Source organism: Duganella phyllosphaerae (assembly GCF_001758785.1).
GTDB lineage: Bacteria > Pseudomonadota > Gammaproteobacteria > Burkholderiales > Burkholderiaceae_D > Rugamonas > Rugamonas phyllosphaerae.
Map to the genome: position 1 here is coordinate 35,098 of NZ_LROM01000102.1, position 17,232 is coordinate 52,329.

Below are 17,232 nucleotides of genomic sequence, written 5' to 3' on the forward strand. Positions count from 1 at the left end.
AACCTACAGAAAGTGGTGACATCACCCATGCAAGCGTGCGAAAACAGGTGAGATCGCTAATTTATTTCCCTTTAAAATCAATCACTTGTAAAATCCGTCATAGAGAGGACTTTAAAACCACTATTTATGCGCCGCTGTGCATAAGTAAAGTAATTAGCACGGAAAGCGCAGCATAAACACGCCCGGCTAGTGAGATTAGCCCCAACCATGCGCTAAGTCGCGGTTTACTAAGGCCTTTTATTTTTTATCCACAGTTTATGTGGATAACTTTGTGGAGAATGGCAAAATAACGTGGTCAGCGATTGTGTGCAACCTGAGCTATATGGTCAACCATGCCTTTCATGACACATATTTTCTGGTTATAAATCAATGACTTGCAATCGACTCCCCAGAGAGGCAAATGGCGGTGCCCGTTATTTTTGCAGTGAAAAAAATTGTGCATAAGTCGGTTTGCTTGCTCGGATGCACCAAGCAAAAAGGGCACGTCCCCAGAGGAAACGTGCCCTTCCCGGGAGAGAACCGTTAGCTGGCGCGCTGGGCCCGGCTATAGCTGTGCACAGCTTCCACCATCACCGACACGCTTTCCGGCGGGGTGAATTGTGAAATACCATGGCCGAGGTTGAAGACGTGGCCATGGCCGTTCTGCGGCTTGCCGAAGGCATCGAGCACTTTGTGCACTTCGGCAACAATCTGCTCCGGGTTGGCGAACAGGATGGCCGGGTCGAGGTTGCCCTGCAACGCTACCTTGTGGCCCACCGCAGCGCGCGCACGGGTGAGGTTGGCGGTCCAGTCCAGGCCCAGGGCATCGGCGCCGATGTCGGCGATCTGCTCGATCCAGTGGCCGCCACCCTTGGTGAAGACGATGGCCGGAATCTTGACGCCGTCCTTTTCGCGCTGAAGCAAGGACACTACCTGGCGCATGTAATCGAGCGAGAAAGTCTGGTAGGCACCGTCAGCCAATGCGCCGCCCCACGAATCGAAGATCATCACGGCCTGGGCGCCGGCGTCGATCTGGGCGTTCAGATAGGCCGCCACCGCCCGGGCGTTGGTGGACAGGATGTGGTGCATCAGGTCCGGACGGCTGTAGAGCATCTTTTTAATGGTGTGGAACTCGCGCGAGCCCTGGCCTTCGACCATGTAGCACGCCAGCGTCCACGGGCTGCCCGAGAAGCCGATCAGCGGCACCCGGCCATTCAATTCGGTGCGGATCTGCGTAACGGCCTTGAACACGTAGTCGAGCGAGTCGAGTTCCGGCGCGCGCAGCGCCAGCACTTCGGCCTCGGTCTTGAGCGGACGCTCGAACTTCGGGCCCTCGCCTTCCACGAAGTACAGTCCCAGGCCCATCGCATCCGGCACGGTCAGGATGTCCGAGAACAGGATCGCCGCGTCCAGCGGGAACCGGTCCAGGGGCTGCAACGTCACTTCGGTGGCATAGTCGGGATTGGTGGCCAGGCCCATGAACGAGCCGGCCTTCTGGCGCGTGGCGCGGTATTCCGGCAGGTAGCGCCCCGCCTGGCGCATCAGCCACACGGGGGTGTGGTCCGTCGGCTGGCGCAGCAGCGCGCGCAGGAAAGTATCGTTCTGGAGCGGGGCGAATTGTGGCATGGAGGTCATCAAATGGCGGCGAAAGGATTATTATCGCACTCCGGGTGCGCTTTCGCTGGAAGCTTGCCTCTTTGTTCACCCTTTTTGGAGAAGCCATGACCACCATCGCCCCCGTCGCACCCCATGGAACCTGGACCTCGACGATTACCGCCGAACGCGTGGCGGCCGGCGCCACGCCCATGTCCGGCCTGCAGGTGGGCGGCGCGGACGGCAACGACATCTTCTGGCTGGCCGGCCGCGCGGCAGAAAGCGGCCGCAACGCCCTGCTGCGCCACCACGGCGCCGAAACGCAGGAACTGACGCCAGCACCGTTCAACGTGCGCACCCGCGTGCACGAATACGGCGGCGGCGCGTACCTGGTCGCCGGCAGCACCGTGTATTTTTCGCATTTTGTCGATAACCGCCTGTACCGCCTGGCCATCGAAGAAGACAACGCCGCGCCGGTGGCGCTGTCGCAGGGCGGCAAGCACCGCTTTGCCGACTTCGTGCTCGATGCCGCCCATGAGCGCCTGATCGGCGTGCGCGAACTGCATGGCGACGACGAACACGCGCAGCCGGTCAACACCCTCTGCGCGGTGGGCTTCGACGGCGTTGAAACAGTATTGGTGGAAGGCGCCGACTTCTACTCGTCGCCGCGCCTCTCGCCCGATGGCCGCACGCTGGCATGGCTGAGTTGGGACCACCCGCGCATGCCGTGGCAGGGCACCACGCTGTGGCGCGCCGACGTCCAGCAGGACGGCACCCTGTCCGCGCCGGTAGAAGTGGCCGGCGGCGCCGAGGAATCGATCTGCCAGCCCGAATGGTCGCCGGACGGCCTGCTGCACTTCGTGTCGGACCGCAGCGGCTGGTGGAACCTGTACCGCCAGCGCGCCAGCGGCGAAAAAATCGAGGCGCTGTGCCCGATGGAGGCCGAATTCGGCGGTCCGCACTGGACCTTCGGTAACGCGATGTACGGTTTCCGCTCGGCCGGCGAAATCATCTGCACCTATATCGACAAGGGCGTCAGCCGCCTGGCGCGCCTGCTGCCGGCCAGCGGCAAGCTGGAGCCGATCGCCAATCCGTATCAGGAAATCCGCGAACTGCGGGTGGCGCCCGGCTACGTGGCCATGCTGGCCGGCAGCCCGACCATCGCGCTGGAGCTGGCGCGCATCGACTTTACCGAAGAGGGCGTGGAAATCCTGGCGCAGTCGATCGACGACCTGCCCGACGAAGCCAACCTGTCGGTGCCGATCAACCTCGAATTCCCGAGCAACGGCCGCACCGCCTACGCCTTCTTCTACCCGCCGCGCAACGCCGACGTTGCCGCGCCCGACGGTGAAAAACCGCCGGTGATCGTGATCAGCCACGGCGGCCCCACCGGCATGGCCGTCAATACCCTGAAACTGGCGACGCAGTTCTGGACCAGCCGCGGCTTCGGCGTACTCGATGTGAACTACGGCGGCAGCACCGGCTTTGGCCGCGCCTACCGCGACCTGCTGCGCGGCCAGTGGGGCATCGTGGACGTGCAAGACTGCGTGGCCGGCGCCCGCGCGCTGGTCGAACGCGGCCTGGCCGACAACGACCGCCTGATCATCCGGGGCGGCAGCGCCGGCGGCTTGACCACGCTGTGTGCGCTGACGTTCCACGACGTGTTCAAGGTCGGCGCCAGTTATTACGGCGTGTCGGACCTGAAAGGGCTGGACCAGGACTCGCACAAGTTCGAATCGCACTACAATGCCTACCTGGTCGCGCCGCAGCCGCAGGCCGAGGTGTTGTACCAGGCCCGCTCGCCGATCAACCACACCGATAAACTCAAGCGCCCGATGATCTTCTTCCAGGGGCTGGACGACAAGGTGGTGCCGCCGCAGCAGTCCGAGATGATGGTGGACGCGCTGCGCGCGCGCGGCGTGCCGGTGGCGTACGTGCCGCTCGAAGGCGAAGGCCATGGCTTCCGCAAGGGCGAGAACATCGTGCGCACCCTGGCTGCGGAACTGTATTTTTACCAGCGCATGTTCGGCCTGCACGACGCAGCCGCGCCGGCGCCGGTTCACATCGATAATTTGCCCGACTGAGAGTCAATGACGTCAATCACCGACACCACCTTGCAGAGTGAATTCGATGCACTGGAATTCAATGAAAAAATGATCCTGGCGCTGCTGGCGCTGATCGGCGAGCCGGTGGGACGCACCGCCATCCTCGACCTGCTCAAGCACGCCCGCATCGAAAACGCCGACGGCAAGCGCTACACCGTGCTCACCCTCGACGACGCCATGCAAAAGCTCGACCGCCTGGCGTTCGTCAGCGTGGTGGTGGGACGCGGCCATATATGCAATCCCAAGCTGCGCTGGCCGGCCATTCGCGCGGCCATCGGCACCCATGCACTCGACGACCTGTGCACGGCCTACGTGGAACTGGTGCCGCTGCGCCAGACCTGGGGCGGCTACGAGCCGCGCAGCTACCGCGCCGGCATGGCGCTGCTGCGCATGGGCCTGCTGCGCGGTCACACGCCGCAGCAGATCGCTCCCACCCTGGCGTTTTGCCTGAACAGCTACGAAGCGGCGCAACTGCATCCGATCGTGGAAATCTTCGGCCGTCCGTTCGAGCCGGGCATGCTGGCGCGCGTGCACCCGTTGATTCAGGACGATATCCTGGCCATGATGCTGCACAACGCCCAGTACGAACCGCACAGCGCCCCGAACATCCGCGAATTTTGCGCACTGCACCTGCAACGCCGGCTGGCGGCAAACGACGATATTGCACCCGAACTGCGCCTGGCGCTGGCTGCCGATGCCATCCTCGGCGGCCGCATCGACGACGCCAAGCGCCACCTCGAGCGCACCGGCGGCGCCACCAGCCAATACCTGGCCAGCACCGTGGTGCTGTTGCAGGGAGCGGGCAGCGCGGCACTGGCCGGTTTTGACGCGGCTCTGAAAGCGGTGCGCCGCGAGACCGGCAAGCGCAAGCAGCTGTTCGACGGCTTCGGCAGCTACCTGTACCTGGCCGCGCTGCTGCGCAGTCCCGACCCCAAGCACCAGAAAAGCGCGCAAACCTACCTCGAGATCGCGGTACGCATGCCACAAAACCGGGGCAGCGCGATCTTCCAGCAACTCGACATGCTGCGCCAGGTCCGTGCCGGCACCATGACCGCCGACGCCATCGGCAGCCTGGCGTGGGACCCGGACCTGCAAACCCAATTGTTCCAGTGCCTGCTGTTCTACTGGCTGTCGGCGCCGCAGCTCGGCGAGCGCAAGCTGCAGTTGCAGGAACTGTTCGAGCAGTCCGACCGCGCCGGCTTCCATTTCATTGCGGCGCAGGCAGCCACCCTGCTCGGCCACCTGGGCAACGTGGCGATGGCCGAGCGTGGCGCGGCCCTGCGTACGCGCCTGGCGCTGCCCGACCTGTCCACCTGGTTCGAGCGGCAGGAAGGCTGGCAGCGCCAGCTCACGGCGTTGATCAACCTGCAGCAGCCCGAGGGTGCAGCAGTCGCTGGGGCCGGCAAGGCCTCGCGCCTGGTGTGGCTGCTCGAGTACCAGCCACGCTGGGGCGTGACGGAAGTGACACCGGTCGAACAAAAGCGCGACGCCCGTGGCATCTGGAGCAAGGGCCGCGCGGCCAGCCTCAAGCGGCTGCGCTTCGAGACCGAGGCGTTCGACTTCCTCACGCCGCAGGACGTGCGCGCCACCGAGTCGATCACGGTCTCGCATCGCGGCTATACGTCGAGCGGCATGGCGTATGAAGTCAACCCGCAGCGCGCAGTGGCCGCGCTGGTGGGCCACCCGCTGCTGTACTGGGCCGATGCACCCGACATGCGGGTGGAAATGCTGGCCGGCGAACCGGAACTGCTGATCCGCAAGAGCGCGGGCAACCTGGAAATCCGCCTGCATCCGCCGATTCCCGACGACAGCGCCACCGTGATCGTCACCAAGGAGACGCCCACGCGCCTGCGCGTGGTGACGATCCAGGACGAGCACCGCCGCATCGGCGCCATCGTCGGCGATGCCCTGAACGTGCCGGCCCACGCCGAAGAACAGGTGCTGCACGCGATCCGCTCGATTTCGTCGCTGGTGACGGTGCAGTCGGACATCGGCGGCGCCGCGCCCGACATGGAGCAGGTGGAAGCGGACATGCGCCTGCACGTGCACCTGCTGCCGTACCAGCACGGCCTCAAGATGCAGATCCTGGTGCGCCCTCTCCCCAACGGCGCCTATTACGCCCCCGGCGACGGCGCCGACAGCGTGATTGCGGACGCCGGCGGCAGACCGATGCAGGCGCGGCGCCAGCTGGTCGACGAACGCGACGCCGAACGTGCACTGATCGCCAAGTGCCCGATACTGGAATCGGCCGAACAGGAACACGGCGAATGGCTGCTGGGGCAACCGGCCCTGTGTTTGCAACTGCTGACCGAATTGCAGGAACTGCCGCCGGACTCCATCGTGATCGCCTGGCCCGAGGGCGAAAAATTCCGCGTCACGGCCAAGGTGGAGACCAAGCAGGTGCGCCTGGCCATCAAGAGCAACAAGGACTGGTTTGCCGCCAGCGGCCAGGTGCAGATCGACGAAGACAAGGTGATGGACTTGCGCACCCTGCTCGAACTGGTCCAGAAAAGCAAAAGCCGCTTCGTGGAGCTGGGCGAGAACCGCTTCCTGGCGCTGGCCGACGAACTGCACCGGCGCCTGCGCGAAGTCTCGGCCTACGGTGAGCTGACCGAAGACGGCGTGCGGCTGCACCCGCTGGCGTCGTTCGCGCTGGAAGAACTGGCCGATGACGTGGGCGGCGTGAAGGCCGACAAGCTGTGGAAAGAGCACCTGGCGCGCATGGCCGAGCAGACCACGTTCGAGCCGGTGCTGCCCACCACCTTGCAGGCCGACCTGCGCGACTACCAGGTCGACGGCTTCAACTGGCTGGCGCGCCTGGCCCACTGGGGCGTGGGCGCCTGCCTGGCCGACGACATGGGCCTCGGCAAAACCCTGCAGGCGCTGGCGCTGATCCTCTCGCGCGCGCCGGACGGCCCCACCCTGGTGATCGCGCCCACGTCCGTGTGCCTGAACTGGGTGAGCGAGGCCGCGCGCTTCGCGCCCACGCTCAACGTCAAGATGTTCGGTGCCGGCGACCGCGCCGACACGCTGGCCACCTTGCAGCCGTACGACCTGGTCGTGGCCAGCTATGGCCTGCTGCAACTGGAGGCGGCGCTGTTTGCGGGCGTCAAGTGGCGCACCATCGTGCTCGACGAAGCGCAGGCGATCAAGAACGGCGCCACCAAGCGCTCGCAGGCGGTGATGGCGCTGAACGGCGAGTTCCGCATGGCGTGCACCGGCACGCCGCTGGAAAACCACCTGGGCGAGTTGTGGAACCTGTTCCGCTTCATCAACCCGGGCCTCTTGGGCAGCATCGAGCAGTTCAACCTGCGCTTTGCCGCGCCGATCGAAAAGCCGCAGGACCACCGCGCCGAAGTGGGCGCGCGCAACCGCCTGCGCCGGCTGATCCAGCCGTTCATGCTGCGCCGGACCAAGTCGCAGGTACTGACCGAACTGCCGCCGCGCACGGAGATCACCTTGGAAGTGGACCTGTCGGCGGAAGAGACGGCGCTGTACGAGTCGCTGCGCCGCACGGCGCTGGAAACGCTGGCAGCGGTCGAGGGGCCGGCCGAGAAAAAATCGATCCAGATCCTGGCCGAGATCATGAAGCTGCGCCGCGCCTGCTGCAATCCCAATTTGGTGTCACCGGAACTGGGCATCGCCAGCAGCAAGCTGGCCGCCTTCGCGCACCTGTTGCAAGGCTTGCTCGAGAACCGCCACAAGGTGCTGGTGTTCAGCCAGTTCGTCGATCACCTGGCGCTGATCCGCGCCCACCTGGACGCCAACCAGATCGGCTACCAGTACCTGGACGGTTCCACGCCGATGAACGAGCGCAAGAAGCGGGTGGACGCGTTCCAGGCCGGCATCGGCGACGTGTTCCTCATCAGCCTGAAAGCCGGCGGCGTGGGCATCAACCTCACCGCCGCCGATTACGTGATCCACATGGACCCGTGGTGGAACCCGGCAGTGGAAGACCAGGCCTCGGACCGGGCCCACCGCATGGGCCAGCTGCGGCCGGTGACGATTTACCGGCTGGTGGCGCGCCACACCATCGAGGAAGGCATCGTCGATCTGCACCAGCACAAGCGCGACCTGGCCGACAGCCTGCTCGAAGGCAGCGATGTCTCGGGCCGCATGTCGGCCGGCGAGATGCTGAGCATGCTGCACGAGGGTCTGCAACGATAGTGCACTAAAGCCGAGAACTTCCGGCAGCGGGTATCGTCAAACCGGGAACGGCGCCGCCGGCGCCGCTCACCAGGAGATCGATATGAGCACGATTGCAGAAGTCATGAGCCGCGATGTGACCAGCGTGGCGCCCGATAGCACCATCCGCGAAGCGGCCGAACTGATGGACGACCTCGACGTGGGCGCCCTGCCCGTCACCGAGGGCAGGCGCCTGGTCGGCATGGTCACCGACCGCGACATCACCGTGCGCGCCACGGCCGCCGGCCTGGGGCCGGAGGAAACCGCCGTCAGCGAAGTGATGACCGAAGATATTTGCCACTGCTTCGAGGACCAGGACGTGGAAGACGTGATGCAGGACATGCGCGACATCCAGATCCGCCGGGTGCCGGTGGTCAGTCGGGACGACCACTCCCTGATCGGCATCGTCGCGCTGGCCGACCTGGCCGACATCGGCGCCGACACCGATCCGGAGGAAACCGCAGCCACGCTACGCGACATTTCCTCGCCCGAGCCGCTCAGCGACGGCGGTGCGCGCACCTGAGGGGCCATCATCATCACCAGCGGCCAGCCCATGCAGTTGCTCCTGCGGGGCAGGTCGCGGAATATGTCGTCTTGTAACGAACGCTCTCAAGCGGGCGGATTAATGATAATCTCCCACGCTTCGACTCGGCTCGCGTGCGGGCCTTGTCACTTTCACACAAGGCTGCATACGATGATCAAGACAAAACTCGCGCTGGCGATGGTAATGGCGGCACTCGCCTTTGCACCGGCCAGTGCCGCGACCCAGAAAAAGTCCGCAAAAACTACCAAAAACACCAAGAAAAGCACCGCCAAGAACACCGCCAAAACGGCTGCCAAGGCCGCCCCCGCAGCGGTGCTGGCCGAGCGCTGGCCGGACCGCCAGTTCGATTCGTTGAGCAACCAGTTCCTTAACGCGCAGTGGCGCATCGATTCGGAAAGCGCGATCTACGCCGGCAAGTACGATACCGCCGCCACCCTGTTCGTGCCTGACCAGGCCGGCATTGCCAGCGAACTGGCCTTTATCGATGAATGGCTCGAGCGCTTCGGCAAGGTCAACGTCAAGCAATTGTCCGCCAAGCAGCGCACCGACCTGCAACTGCTGCAAAACAAGCTCGAAGGCGACCGCTGGCGGCTGACCACGCTGCGCGAATACGAGTGGAACCCGGCCAGCTACAACGTGGCCGGCCCGCTCGACCTGATCCTCAACACCGAATACGCGGCCCGGCCGCAGCGCCTGCGCACCCTGCTCAAGCGCATCACCAGCATTCCCGCCTACTACGACGCGGCACGCGCCAACATCGTCAACCCCACGCGCGAGCACACGCGCCTGGCGATCAAGCAGGCGCCCGGCGTGATGGCCGTGCTGGTGGAAGTGAACAAGGCGGCGCAGGCGTCGATCCTGAACGCGGCCGAGAAGCAGCAATTCACGCTGCGCGTGGATGCGGCGCTGGCGGCGGTGAATAACTACGTCACCTACCTGACCGAGCGCGAAAAGCTGATGGATACCAAGGGCCGGCGCAGCTTCCGCATCGGCAAGGAGCTGTACGAGAAAAAATTCGCCTACGATATCCAGTCGGGCAGCACCGCCGAGCAAACCTATCAAAAAGCGCTGGCCGCGCGGGAAGACCTGCTGGCCAATATGGACCGCCTGTCCGACGCGATGTGGGACAAGTATCTGCCCGGCGTGGCCAGGCCGGCCGACCGCTATGCCAAGATCGGCATGATGATCGACAAACTGTCCGAGCGCCACGTCGCGCGCGAGAATTTCGTCACCGAAATCAAGCGCCAGATTCCCGAGTTGCAGGCCTGGGTGATCAAGCACGACCTGCTCACGCTCGACCCGAACAAGCAGCTCGAAGTACGCGCCACCCCGGCCTACCAGGCCGGCGTGGCAGGCGCCAGCATCGACGCGCCAGGCCCGTACCGGCCGCAGGATCGCACCTACTACAACGTCACCCCGCTCGACGGCGCCACGCCCGAAGCGGCCGAGAGCAGCCTGCGCGAGTACAACCACTGGATCCTGCAGATCCTCAATATCCACGAAGCGATTCCCGGCCATTACGCCCAGCTCATCTACGCCAACAAGTCGCCGTCGATCGTCAAGTCGATCTTCGGCAACGGCGCGATGGTGGAAGGGTGGGCCGTGTACGGCGAGCGCATGATGCTCGAATCGGGCTACGGCGACAATGCGCCGGAGATGTGGCTGATGTACTCGAAGTGGAACCTGCGCAGCGTGACCAACACCATCCTCGACTACAGCGTGCACGTGCTGGGCATGACCGAGGAACAGGCAATCGACCTGCTCACGCGCCAGGCCTTCCAGACCCGCACCGAGGCCACCGAGAAGTGGCACCGGGTACAGGTGTCGTCGGTGCAGCTGACCAGCTACTTCAGCGGCTACAGCGAGATCATGGCGCTGCGCGAGGAGCGCAAGCAGGCGCTGGGCGGCAACTTCAATCTGAAACAGTTCCACGAACAGTTCCTCAGCTACGGCAGCGCGCCGGTGCGGGTGATCCGCGAGTTGATGATCAATAAATAAGTGTCGGCGAACAATAAAAACGGCTTGAATGGCCGGATTCGGCCAGGAGCGGACCCTGAACATAATAGGGTTTATAAATGTGGATACGACCAATGATTAGTTTGGAAGTGCAGATAGAGCGCGTTGTTGACGACCACTTTCCGATGTGGGTAGGATGCGTGCTTACCGATGCTGGCGGCGTACGAGATGAATTCGTCGAAAAAGAACCCGTTATAAGAACTGGGGAACAAATGTCCGGGAGCCATTACCACCACCTGGGGCACATCCGCTGCGTCGTTGAAGAGGAATGGGTTGATGAACTGGGACGAAGCCTGGTACGGGTGAGCACTGAGAAGCCTTGGTCCATAGAGTCGGTAGCTGGAGAGACCAAGTTCACGGTTTTTAAAGAACAAATCTTTTCGGGTTAAGTTTGGGCCGCGAACGGCCATTCTCGGACATTCAGTAAGCGTTTTTTTCTATTTTTTTGGGAATTGGATAATGGGATTGCTCCAAGCACTGGTACTGACGTCCTACTTGGCATTCGGCACAGCCGTTGGCGCGAGCAATGAACAAACCGATTCCGTCGCACTACCAAGCATCCCGCCAGGTGTGCTCGAAGCACTCGGCAAGGCAGGATTAGCAGCGAAATTTTCTATCTCTACGCACCTAAATCCGTTCTACATTCAAGGTGATTTTAACGGTAATGGAAAACTGGACTGCGCGATACTTGTCAGGAATAGAGCTTCAGGGAAACTTGGAGTTGCTATTGTTCATATGGGCAAGGGGTACGTAAGCATAATTGGCGCGGGGACTGCTTTTGGAAGTGGCGGCGATGATTTGGCGTGGATGGACGCGTGGTACGCCTATCCACGGGGTAAGGTATCTCACGGTGCTGACGAGGACTCGCCGCCGACGCTGAAAGGTGACGCTCTCATGCTGATAAAGACGCAATCCGCAAGCGGCCTAGCGTATTGGGGTGGTACACATTATAAGTGGTATCAACAGGGCGACTAACGGCCAAGAACTGCCGTTCACTAGGAAATCGCCTACTGGGCCATGAAGCTCAAAAAATTTTATCGGTGGGTTCTTGGCACTGCAGGAGTAGTGGCTTTGTTGTCGCGAGGCATTAGCTAATACATCGAACTGATGTTGCAGTCGGTTCTTGAAACCGCCCTGAATTTCAGATGCAGAATGTGCTGATACGTATGCGACTAAAAAAATTAATGGAGGAAAGAAATGATAAGGTTCAGCGCCAAGAGTCTTTATCTGGCCGCATTTTTATTTCTGTCTTTTAACTCTCATGCTGAAGATTTGATAACGGTGCATCTGGTATCCGGCGTCACACTAAGACATGCTGTGGCGGCATCATCGATTGTGGCGAAAATACAGATTACCTCAGTTTCTCCTGTTCTGGATGAGTCTTTGAAGGAGAAGCCTGCTTGCGGATTTCTGTATGGCGCAAAAGTTATTCAGTCATTCAAGGGTGGTTCTGATAGTTTTAATTTTTTCATGCCATCACGAGTTAGTTTATTTTCTCGCGGGAAGGATTATCTGGCTATTGTCAAATATCGAACGAACGATGAGGAAACTCTTATTTTTTCAAACTTTGATGATGTAATGAGTGAATCTGATAGCTACTCGGCCAAGTGCAGGTTCAGAAGCGGTTTTTATGTATCGGCAAATTCTCCTTTTGTTATGCCTTTTGATATGGATGCAGGAAAAGAGTTTGGTGGACAGTGGCTAGTGACCACGCCTGGACTATTTCTTTGTGAATACAAAGAGGAAGATCCGTTTGAGAATGACAGTTTTTCCAGAAAAACCAAGTCTGGAAAATCTGTTCACAGCTGGGTGGAGGTGAAACGTCTGATCAAAAAATCCAACAGGTGGTTTGATTTATTCCGAAAAAATAAACTTGATTCGTGTATCGAGTAAATATTTTTCTTTAAGTGGTGGCGAGATTTTTGATAAAGACGAAATATCAATTGGTGTCTGAAAAGCGACATGAGGCACTTATTTTTCAGGCTCCTCAATCTTCGCGGATTTGCATGTTGCTGGTCTATAATAAAGTACTGATATTGATGTCATGCGAGTAGGGGGCAAGCTCAATTTGAGGGCGCTCCCATAAAAAGGGGTGAAGGTCCGCTTCGGGGCGAAAGCAGCCATTTGTATAACACGAAAATCTTGGCCCCTTACGTTATCCCATACTGACTCATGGCCATAACACCCATGCAAAAGCCCCGCAGTGGCGACACTGCGGGGCTTTATTTTATCCGGTGATATTACGATTGCTTTTCTTCGGGGGCGGTAGACATCTTGACGAACATCGGCGCGACCAGCAGACCCAGTTCGAACAGCAGCCACATCGGAATAGCCAGCGAGAACATCGACATCGCGTCCGGTGGGGTGACCACGGCAGCGATGACGAAGGCGCCCACGATGGCGTACGGACGGATTTCCTTGAGCTTGGCCACCGACACCAGTCCGGTGCGCACCAGGATCACCACCACCACCGGCACCTCGAAGGTGGCGCCGAAGGCCAGGCACATCGACATCACGAAGTCGAGGTAGTTCTCGATATCGGGCGTGACCGCGATCGAGGTGGGAGAGAATTGGGCAATGAAGTGGAACACGCGGCCGAACACGAAGAAATAGCAGAACGCCACGCCGGCCATGAACAGCAGCGACGACGAAATGACCAGCGGCGCCACCAGGCGCTTTTCGTGCATGTACAGGCCGGGCGCGACGAACGCCCACATCTGGTACAACACCCACGGCAGCGCGATGATGATACCGAGCACGATGGTCACCTTCATCGGCACCAGGAACGGCGAGGTCACGCCGGTGGCGATCATCTTGGAACCGACCGGCAGCGAGTTGATCATCGGCTGGGCGATGAAGTCGTAGATTTGCGCGGGGCCGGGCCAGAACATCAGTGCGGCAACTACTACCACCACGCCGATGGCAGCCTTGACCAGCCGGTTGCGCAGTTCGACCAGATGGGAGATGAAGGTCTCTTCGCCTGTGTTTGGGGTAGTCATCAGTAAAACGAGTTCTGGATGTTGCCGCGTGGGCGGAACCGGGCAACGCGCGCGGCGCCGGACGTGACGTGCAGCTTGCCGCCGTGGCGTTGCTTGTACCAGCCCGGCACGGCCGAGTTGCGCACCAGCTTCTTGCGGCGGAACTCGCGCGCCTTGCGCGCCAGGTCATCGCTGCTCACGGTGGAAAACGAGGTAGAGGCCGAGGAAATGTCTTCCATGGCGGGCGTGTCATGCCAGGCGTTTTGCACCTCGCTGAGGTTTTCCGCGATGGAGTTTTCGACGTCGCTCTTGATGCTGTGCGCGGCGTCCTGCACTTCCTTTTGCAGGTTGCGCAGCTCTTCGAGCTCGATTTCGCGCGTGACTTCGGACTTGACGTTGTTGAGGTAACGCTGGGCGCGACCATACAGGTTGCCGGCCATGCGCGCCACCTTGGGCAGCTTTTCAGGGCCGATGACGATCAGCGCAATCACGCCGATCACCGCCATTTTGGTAAGACCGAGATCGATCATAGGACAGAAGCGTCAGCTCGCGCGGCCCCGCTGGGGGCCGCTGCGGCTTACAGCTTGTTTTTCTCTTTGACGTCGACGTCGATGGTGCTCGGGGTGGCCGGCGGTGCAGGCGGGGCGACCGGCTTGTCCTCGTCGCTACCCTTGACGCCATCCTTGAAGCCTTTGACGGCCTTGCCGATGTCACCACCCATATTGCCCAGCTTTTTAGTGCCGAAGATCAAAATCACCACCACCAGAACAATCGCCCAGTGTATCCAGCTCATCGAACCCATCTTATTCCCCTTGGCGGCGCAGTGCGCCGGTTAACCTGTTGATCCAAAATGCAGCGACAGTATACGTCAAGCTTCGCGTGTCATGTGTATGTCATGCAGCAAGCCTTGTGACCAGTTATCAAGCTGACAGGTGTTAGCGTTCGCCACGCCATGGGTGGGCGCCGCCGATCACGTGCATATGCAGATGGTACACCTCTTGTCCACCGTCAGGCCCACTGTTGATGACGGTCTTGAAGCCGGCCACCGGCTGACCTTGCTCATCATAACTGACCGCGCAACCGAATTCCCCTGCAAGACGGGGGGCAAGCGCCAGCATTTTGCCCAGCAGTGGCGCATCGTCCACGGTGCAGTCGGACAAGGTGGAAAAATGCTTTTTCGGGATCACCAGCAAGTGCACCGGTGCGTGTGGGTTGATGTCCTTGAACGCGTACAGGTCGTCGTCTTCGTAGACGGCGGTAGAAGGAATTTTCTTTTCAGCGATCTTGCAGAACAGGCAGTTTTCCACGGGGGCTCCAGTTTCAATGACTTATCCAACGTCATTCCGCATCGGCGGACCGCCGCGCAGGTGGGGATCCAATGTGCGTGAGCAAACGTGACGCGGCGAAATTGGATTCCCGCCTTCGCGGGAATGACGGATTTTCAGGTTAATGGCGCTAATCTTTGCGCGAATTCTTTTCTTCGATACCCGAAACACCTTCACGGCGCGCCAGTTCGTCCAGCACTTGCTGCGGCTTCAGGTCGAATTGCGCCAGCAACACCAGCGTATGGAACCACAGGTCGGCCACCTCGTACAACACCTTGTCAGCTTCGCCAGAGACGCGCGCGTCCTTGGCTGCCATCACGGTCTCGGTGGCTTCTTCGCCGATTTTTTTCAGGATGGCGTCGTCGCCCTTGGCATACAGCTTGGAGACGTACGACGTGGCGGGGTCGCCGCCGTTGGCCAGCTTGCGCGATTCCATCAGCTCGGCCAGGCGGTCCAGGATAGTGCTCATAAACTTAACTCGTTTTCGGTTTGGTATAGATGTCGCCCGGATCTTTTAATACCGGCTCGGCGTTGTGCCAGTCGCCGCCCTCGGCGTCGCCCTCGAATTTTTGATAAAAGCACGAATGGCGGCCGGTATGACAGGCGATGCCGCCGGCCTGCTCGATCTTGAGCAGCACCACGTCTTCGTCGCAATCGAGGCGAATTTCCAGCACCTTTTGCGTGTGGCCGGACTCTTCACCCTTGTGCCACAACTTCTTGCGCGAGCGGCTCCAGTACACGGCTTCGCCGAGCTCGACCGTTTTGGCCAGCGCGTCGCGGTTCATCCAGGCGAACATCAATACGTCGTTGGTGCCAGCCTCCTGGGCGATGACCGGTACCAGGCCGTTTTCGTCCCAGTGGATTTTTTTCAGCCATTTGGCCTTGGCAAGGCTGTTCGGGGGGGTGGACATGTGGTTTCCGCTATTTGCTTAATCGAGGCGCATCGGAATGCCCTGCTCTGCCATGAAGCGCTTGGCTTCCTGCACCGTGTGCTGGCCGTAGTGGAAAATGCTCGCTGCCAGCACCGCGTCGGCCTTGCCGAGCTTGACGCCGTCGGCCAGGTCTTGCAGGCCGCCCACGCCGCCCGAGGCGATCACCGGAATGCCGATGGCGTCGGACACGCCGCGCGTCAGGCCCAGGTCGAAACCGGACTTGGTGCCGTCACGGTCCATGCTGGTGAGCAGGATTTCGCCGGCGCCCAGTTTTTCCATCTTGACCGCCCACTCGATGGCATCGATGCCGGTGGCCTTGCGCCCGCCGTGGGTAAATACTTCCCACTTGCCGGGCAAGACCTGCTTGGCGTCGATGGCCACCACGATGCATTGCGAGCCGTGCTTTTGCGAGGCGTCGAACACCAGCTGCGGATTCGACACGGCCGACGAGTTCATGCTGACCTTGTCCGCGCCGGCGTTGAGCAGGCGCCGTACATCGGCCACCTCGCGCACGCCGCCACCGACGGTGAGCGGAATGAATACCTGCGAGGCCACGGCCTCGATGATGTGCAAAATCAGGCCACGGTTGTCGCTGGTAGCGGTGATGTCGAGGAAGGTCAATTCGTCGGCGCCCTGCTCGTCGTAGCGACGGGCGATTTCCACCGGGTCGCCGGCGTCGCGCAGCTCGGTGAAGTTGACGCCCTTGACCACGCGGCCATCGGTCACGTCCAGGCAGGGAATGATGCGTTTGGCAAGCATGTAATCAGTCTTCCGGGTAATCCGGCAGGTCGCCGCTGAGCTCGTCGGCACGCAGTTGCGCCGAGGCCAGGTCGATCGTGCCTTCGTAAATCGAGCGGCCGCAGATCACGCCTTCGATGCCTTCGTCCTGCACCGCGCACAGGGCTTCGACGTCGCCGATATTGTGCAGGCCGCCCGAAGCGATGACCGGGATCTTGACCGCTTGCGCCAGCTTGACGGTGGCTTCGATATTGACGCCGCCCATCATGCCGTCACGGCCGATGTCGGTGTAGATGATCGATTCGACGCCATAGGCTTCGAATTTCTTGGCCAGGTCGATCACTTCGTGGCCGCTCATCTTGCTCCAGCCGTCGGTCGCGACCTTGCCATCCTTGGCGTCGAGGCCGACGATGATGTGGCCCGGGAAGGCGCCGCAGGCGTCGTGCAGGAAGCCCGGCTCTTTGACCGCAGCGGTACCGATGATGACGTAGGTGATGCCGGCGTCGAGGTAGCGCTCGATGGTGTCGAGGTCGCGGATGCCGCCGCCCAGTTGCACCGGGATTTCGTCGAGGTCGTTTTCTTCGGCGAATTCCTGCACCACTTTCAGGATGGCCTTGACCGCGCCTTCATTCTTCGGCTTGCCGGCAAAGGCGCCATTCAGGTCCACCAGGTGCAGGCGGCGCGCGCCTTGCTTGAGCCAGTGCAGGGCCATGTCGGCCGGGTTGTCCGAGAAAACGGTGGCAAGTTCCATATCGCCTTGCTTGAGGCGAACGCAGTGACCGTCTTTGAGGTCGATGGCAGGAATGAGCAGCATGATAGGTCTGGGATCTAGGGAAG

At 61.2% G+C, this 17,232-nt stretch carries 16 protein-coding genes; 7 read left to right on the forward strand and 9 right to left on the reverse strand.

Going from position 1 to position 17,232, the window contains the following annotated elements; genetic code table 11:
- Positions 1-522: 522 nt before the first annotated feature.
- Positions 523-1,605 carry a uroporphyrinogen decarboxylase gene (gene hemE, locus DUPY_RS18345; protein WP_070249962.1) on the reverse strand — a complete coding sequence of 361 codons (1,083 nt, stop codon included), beginning with the start codon at positions 1,603-1,605 and terminating at the stop codon, positions 523-525.
- 95 nt (positions 1,606-1,700) lie between these two features.
- On the opposite strand from hemE, the gene DUPY_RS18350 reads away from it, so the two are divergent.
- The 7 genes from DUPY_RS18350 (at position 1,701) to DUPY_RS28020 (ending at position 12,315) form a co-directional block, all read left to right on the forward strand.
- Positions 1,701-3,656: a dipeptidyl-peptidase 5 gene (locus DUPY_RS18350; protein ID WP_070249843.1), complete on the forward strand. Its 1,956-nt coding sequence runs from the start codon at positions 1,701-1,703 to the stop codon at positions 3,654-3,656.
- A 6-nt stretch (positions 3,657-3,662) separates the two neighbouring features.
- Positions 3,663-7,844: a DEAD/DEAH box helicase gene (locus DUPY_RS18355; protein ID WP_371851801.1), complete on the forward strand. Its 4,182-nt coding sequence runs from the start codon at positions 3,663-3,665 to the stop codon at positions 7,842-7,844.
- An 82-nt stretch (positions 7,845-7,926) separates the two neighbouring features.
- On the forward strand, positions 7,927-8,385 hold the full coding sequence (locus DUPY_RS18360; RefSeq protein WP_070249845.1) for a CBS domain-containing protein: 459 nt from the start codon (positions 7,927-7,929) through the stop codon (positions 8,383-8,385).
- 171 nt (positions 8,386-8,556) lie between these two features.
- Positions 8,557-10,404 (forward strand): DUF885 domain-containing protein, encoded by a 1,848-nt coding sequence (locus DUPY_RS18365; protein ID WP_070249847.1) that lies wholly within the window; start codon positions 8,557-8,559, stop codon positions 10,402-10,404.
- Positions 10,405-10,496: 92 nt separating this feature from the next.
- Positions 10,497-10,811, forward strand: a complete 315-nt coding sequence (locus DUPY_RS18370) for a hypothetical protein (protein WP_070249849.1) — start codon at positions 10,497-10,499, stop codon at positions 10,809-10,811.
- A 70-nt stretch (positions 10,812-10,881) separates the two neighbouring features.
- On the forward strand, positions 10,882-11,397 hold the full coding sequence (locus DUPY_RS28015; protein WP_141749600.1) for a hypothetical protein: 516 nt from the start codon (positions 10,882-10,884) through the stop codon (positions 11,395-11,397).
- Positions 11,398-11,619: 222 nt separating this feature from the next.
- A complete protein-coding gene (locus DUPY_RS28020) occupies positions 11,620-12,315 on the forward strand; it encodes a hypothetical protein (RefSeq protein WP_141749601.1) in 696 nt (231 codons plus the stop codon).
- 347 nt (positions 12,316-12,662) lie between these two features.
- On the opposite strand, the gene tatC is transcribed toward DUPY_RS28020, so the two are convergent.
- From tatC to hisA, 8 genes are all read right to left on the reverse strand, one after another.
- Positions 12,663-13,421 (reverse strand): twin-arginine translocase subunit TatC, encoded by a 759-nt coding sequence (gene tatC, locus DUPY_RS18380; RefSeq protein ID WP_070249853.1) that lies wholly within the window; start codon positions 13,419-13,421, stop codon positions 12,663-12,665.
- Positions 13,421-13,930, reverse strand: a complete 510-nt coding sequence (gene tatB, locus DUPY_RS18385) for a Sec-independent protein translocase protein TatB (protein WP_070249855.1) — start codon at positions 13,928-13,930, stop codon at positions 13,421-13,423. Before tatB ends, tatC begins: the two co-directional genes overlap by 1 nt.
- A 47-nt stretch (positions 13,931-13,977) precedes the next feature.
- Positions 13,978-14,202 (reverse strand): Sec-independent protein translocase subunit TatA, encoded by a 225-nt coding sequence (tatA, locus tag DUPY_RS18390; RefSeq protein WP_070249857.1) that lies wholly within the window; start codon positions 14,200-14,202, stop codon positions 13,978-13,980.
- Between the two features lie 133 nt (positions 14,203-14,335).
- Complete coding sequence (locus DUPY_RS18395; protein ID WP_070249859.1) at positions 14,336-14,707, reverse strand: histidine triad nucleotide-binding protein; 372 nt, start codon at positions 14,705-14,707, stop codon at positions 14,336-14,338.
- 148 nt (positions 14,708-14,855) lie between these two features.
- Positions 14,856-15,194 carry a phosphoribosyl-ATP diphosphatase gene (locus DUPY_RS18400; protein ID WP_070249861.1) on the reverse strand — a complete coding sequence of 113 codons (339 nt, stop codon included), beginning with the start codon at positions 15,192-15,194 and terminating at the stop codon, positions 14,856-14,858.
- 4 nt (positions 15,195-15,198) lie between these two features.
- Positions 15,199-15,636 (reverse strand): phosphoribosyl-AMP cyclohydrolase, encoded by a 438-nt coding sequence (gene hisI / locus DUPY_RS18405; RefSeq protein WP_070249863.1) that lies wholly within the window; start codon positions 15,634-15,636, stop codon positions 15,199-15,201.
- 18 nt (positions 15,637-15,654) lie between these two features.
- Positions 15,655-16,416: an imidazole glycerol phosphate synthase subunit HisF gene (gene hisF, locus DUPY_RS18410; RefSeq protein WP_070249865.1), complete on the reverse strand. Its 762-nt coding sequence runs from the start codon at positions 16,414-16,416 to the stop codon at positions 15,655-15,657.
- Positions 16,417-16,420: 4 nt separating this feature from the next.
- Entirely contained in the window at positions 16,421-17,209 is a 789-nt protein-coding gene (hisA, locus tag DUPY_RS18415; RefSeq protein WP_070249866.1) for a 1-(5-phosphoribosyl)-5-[(5-phosphoribosylamino)methylideneamino]imidazole-4-carboxamide isomerase, read from the reverse strand.
- Between the last annotated feature and the right edge of the window lie 23 nt (positions 17,210-17,232).

What these genes read in the sequence shown, in the direction of transcription:
- hemE (WP_070249962.1), bottom strand. Translation starts at nt 1,605, where the DNA reads ATGCCACAATTCGCCCCGCTCCAGAACGATACTTTCCTGCGCGCGCTG.
- DUPY_RS18350 (WP_070249843.1), top strand. Translation starts at nt 1,701, where the DNA reads ATGACCACCATCGCCCCCGTCGCACCCCATGGAACCTGGACCTCGACG.
- DUPY_RS18355 (WP_371851801.1), top strand. Translation starts at nt 3,663, where the DNA reads ATGACGTCAATCACCGACACCACCTTGCAGAGTGAATTCGATGCACTG.
- DUPY_RS18360 (WP_070249845.1), top strand. Translation starts at nt 7,927, where the DNA reads ATGAGCACGATTGCAGAAGTCATGAGCCGCGATGTGACCAGCGTGGCG.
- DUPY_RS18365 (WP_070249847.1), top strand. Translation starts at nt 8,557, where the DNA reads ATGATCAAGACAAAACTCGCGCTGGCGATGGTAATGGCGGCACTCGCC.
- DUPY_RS18370 (WP_070249849.1), top strand. Translation starts at nt 10,497, where the DNA reads ATGATTAGTTTGGAAGTGCAGATAGAGCGCGTTGTTGACGACCACTTT.
- DUPY_RS28015 (WP_141749600.1), top strand. Translation starts at nt 10,882, where the DNA reads ATGGGATTGCTCCAAGCACTGGTACTGACGTCCTACTTGGCATTCGGC.
- DUPY_RS28020 (WP_141749601.1), top strand. Translation starts at nt 11,620, where the DNA reads ATGATAAGGTTCAGCGCCAAGAGTCTTTATCTGGCCGCATTTTTATTT.
- tatC (WP_070249853.1), bottom strand. Translation starts at nt 13,421, where the DNA reads ATGACTACCCCAAACACAGGCGAAGAGACCTTCATCTCCCATCTGGTC.
- tatB (WP_070249855.1), bottom strand. Translation starts at nt 13,930, where the DNA reads ATGATCGATCTCGGTCTTACCAAAATGGCGGTGATCGGCGTGATTGCG.
- tatA (WP_070249857.1), bottom strand. Translation starts at nt 14,202, where the DNA reads ATGGGTTCGATGAGCTGGATACACTGGGCGATTGTTCTGGTGGTGGTG.
- DUPY_RS18400 (WP_070249861.1), bottom strand. Translation starts at nt 15,194, where the DNA reads ATGAGCACTATCCTGGACCGCCTGGCCGAGCTGATGGAATCGCGCAAG.
- hisI (WP_070249863.1), bottom strand. Translation starts at nt 15,636, where the DNA reads ATGTCCACCCCCCCGAACAGCCTTGCCAAGGCCAAATGGCTGAAAAAA.
- hisF (WP_070249865.1), bottom strand. Translation starts at nt 16,416, where the DNA reads ATGCTTGCCAAACGCATCATTCCCTGCCTGGACGTGACCGATGGCCGC.
- hisA (WP_070249866.1), bottom strand. Translation starts at nt 17,209, where the DNA reads ATGCTGCTCATTCCTGCCATCGACCTCAAAGACGGTCACTGCGTTCGC.